Annotated in this window: 1 tRNA gene and 2 rRNA genes (1 of these 3 cut by a window edge); all 3 read left to right on the top strand. The window is 56.6% G+C overall.

The window, feature by feature from the left end:
- A 23S ribosomal RNA gene (locus KHU32_RS22890) occupies positions 1 to 2056 on the top strand; it begins 681 nt to the left of the window's first position.
- 114 nt (positions 2057 to 2170) lie between these two features.
- A 5S ribosomal RNA gene (gene rrf / locus KHU32_RS22885) occupies positions 2171 to 2285 on the top strand.
- Between the two features lie 66 nt (positions 2286 to 2351).
- Positions 2352 to 2425, top strand: a tRNA-Met gene (locus KHU32_RS22880).
- The last annotated feature ends 75 nt before the right edge of the window (positions 2426 to 2500 follow it).

The following is a 2500-nucleotide window of genomic DNA, read 5'->3' as shown; positions in this document are numbered from 1 at the left end:
GGTTGAAGGTGCGGTAACACGCACTGGAGGACCGAACCCACGCCTGTTGAAAAAGTCGGGGATGAGCTGTGGCTAGGGGTGAAAGGCCAATCAAACTCGGAAATAGCTGGTTCTCCGCGAAATCTATTGAGGTAGATCGTCCGTCGATCACCTTCGGAGGTAGAGCACCGGAAGGGCTAGGGGGGCCCAAAGCCTTACCAAACCCTACCGAACTCCGAATGCCGAAGAGTGCAGGCGGGCAGACAGACAGTGGGTGCTAAGGTCCATTGTCGAGAGGGAAACAGCCCAGACCACCAGCTAAGGCCCCCAAATGATGGCTAAGTGGGAAAGCATGTGAGACGGCCAAAACAACCAGGAGGTTGGCTTAGAAGCAGCCATCCTTTAAAGAAAGCGTAATAGCTCACTGGTCTAATAGCTGTCTTGCGGCGAAAATGTAACGGGGCTCAAGCCATCTGCCGAAGCTGTGGATTCATCGAAAGATGAGTGGTAGCGGAGCGTTCCCTAGGCCTGCGAAGGTGAACCGTGAGGTTTGCTGGAGGTATGGGAAGTGCGAATGCGGACATGAGTAGCGATAAAGAGGGTGAGAAACCCTCTCGCCGAAAGTCCAAGGGTTCCTGCGCAAGGCTAATCCGCGCAGGGTGAGCCGGCCCCTAAGGCGAGGGCGACAGCCGTAGCCGATGGGAATCAGGTGAATATTCCTGAGCCCGCCAGAAGTGACGGCCTTGAAGTTCTGTCATCCCTTATCGGATTGGGGTGGCAGTTGGATGGGTCCGGGAAATAGCTCTGGCATTGGTCCGTACCCTAAACCGACACAGGTGGACTGGTAGAGTATACCAAGGCGCTTGAGAGAACTATGCTGAAGGAACTAGGCAAATTGCTCGCGTAACTTCGGGATAAGCGAGACCCTGTCTTGCGCAAGCAGGATGGGGTGGCACAAAGCAGGGGGTGGCGACTGTTTAGTAAAAACACAGGGCTCTGCGAAATCGAGAGATGACGTATAGGGTCTGACGCCTGCCCGGTGCCGGAAGGTTAAAGGGAGGAGTGCAAGCTCCGAACTGAAGCCCCGGTAAACGGCGGCCGTAACTATAACGGTCCTAAGGTAGCGAAATTCCTTGTCGGGTAAGTTCCGACCTGCACGAATGGCGTAACGACCTCCCCACTGTCTCCAGCATAGACTCAGCGAAATTGAATTCCCCGTGAAGATGCGGGGTACCCGCAGTTAGACGGAAAGACCCTATGAACCTTTACTGCAACTTCGCAGTGGCGCCAGGAAGGGACTGTGTAGGATAGGTGGGAGGCTTTGAAGCATGGGCGCTAGCTTGTGTGGAGCCAACCTTGAAATACCACCCTGTGCCTTTTTGGCGTCTAACCGAGCCTGGTTATCCCGGGCCGGGACCCTGCGTGGCGGGCAGTTTGACTGGGGCGGTCGCCTCCTAAAGTGTAACGGAGGCGCGCGATGGTGGGCTCAAGCCGGTCGGACATCGGCTGTTGAGTGCAAAGGCATAAGCCCGCCTGACTGTGAGCGTGACAGCGCGAACAGAGACGAAAGTCGGCCTTAGTGATCCGGTGGTCCCTCGTGGGAGGGCCATCGCTCAACGGATAAAAGGTACTCTAGGGATAACAGGCTGATCTCCCCCAAGAGTCCACATCGACGGGGAGGTTTGGCACCTCGATGTCGGCTCATCGCATCCCGGGGCTGGAGCAGGTCCCAAGGGTTCGGCTGTTCGCCGATTAAAGCGGTACGTGAGCTGGGTTTAGAACGTCGTGAGACAGTTCGGTCCCTATCTGCTGTGGGTGTTGGAGACTTGAGAGGATCTGTCCCTAGTACGAGAGGACCGGGATGGACGTACCTCTGGTGCACCAGTTGTCACGCCAGTGGCACAGCTGGGTAGCTAAGTGCGGACGGGATAACCGCTGAAAGCATCTAAGCGGGAAACCCACCTCAAAACCAGGTCTCCCTGAGGGCCGTGATAGACCATCACGTCGATAGGCCGCCTGTGGAAGTGCAGCAATGCATGCAGCTAAGCGGTCCTAATAGCCCGATAGGCTCATCACACTACATAAACAGTCCTCCAAAAGAGGACACCGCACGCAGCACCAAACCCCACCAGCTACTAAATCACTCATAACCAACCATTCCTCATCCACCTGAACCCTTTCGGTTCGGTGGCCTGGTGCCTATCGCGGAGTTGAAACACCCGATCCCATCCCGAACTCGGCCGTGAAACACTCCAGCGCCTATGGTACTGCCGCTTAAGCGGCGGGAGAGTCGGTCAGCGCCAGGCCACCCAACCGAAAGTCAAATCAACACACCCCATTCAGGGTGACATCCATCACCCCCATCACACCCACGCGGGGTGGAGCAGCCCGGTAGCTCGTCAGGCTCATAACCTGAAGGTCACAGGTTCAAATCCTGTCCCCGCATCCCATACTCCCAATACCGCGATCCCATACCCAGAACGCCCGCTGTCCCCAAAGACAGCGGGCGTTTCGCTGTTTG

The organism is Roseococcus pinisoli (genome assembly GCF_018413645.1).
GTDB lineage: Bacteria > Pseudomonadota > Alphaproteobacteria > Acetobacterales > Acetobacteraceae > Roseococcus > Roseococcus pinisoli.
This window is presented reverse-complemented; position numbering and strand designations above follow the sequence as displayed.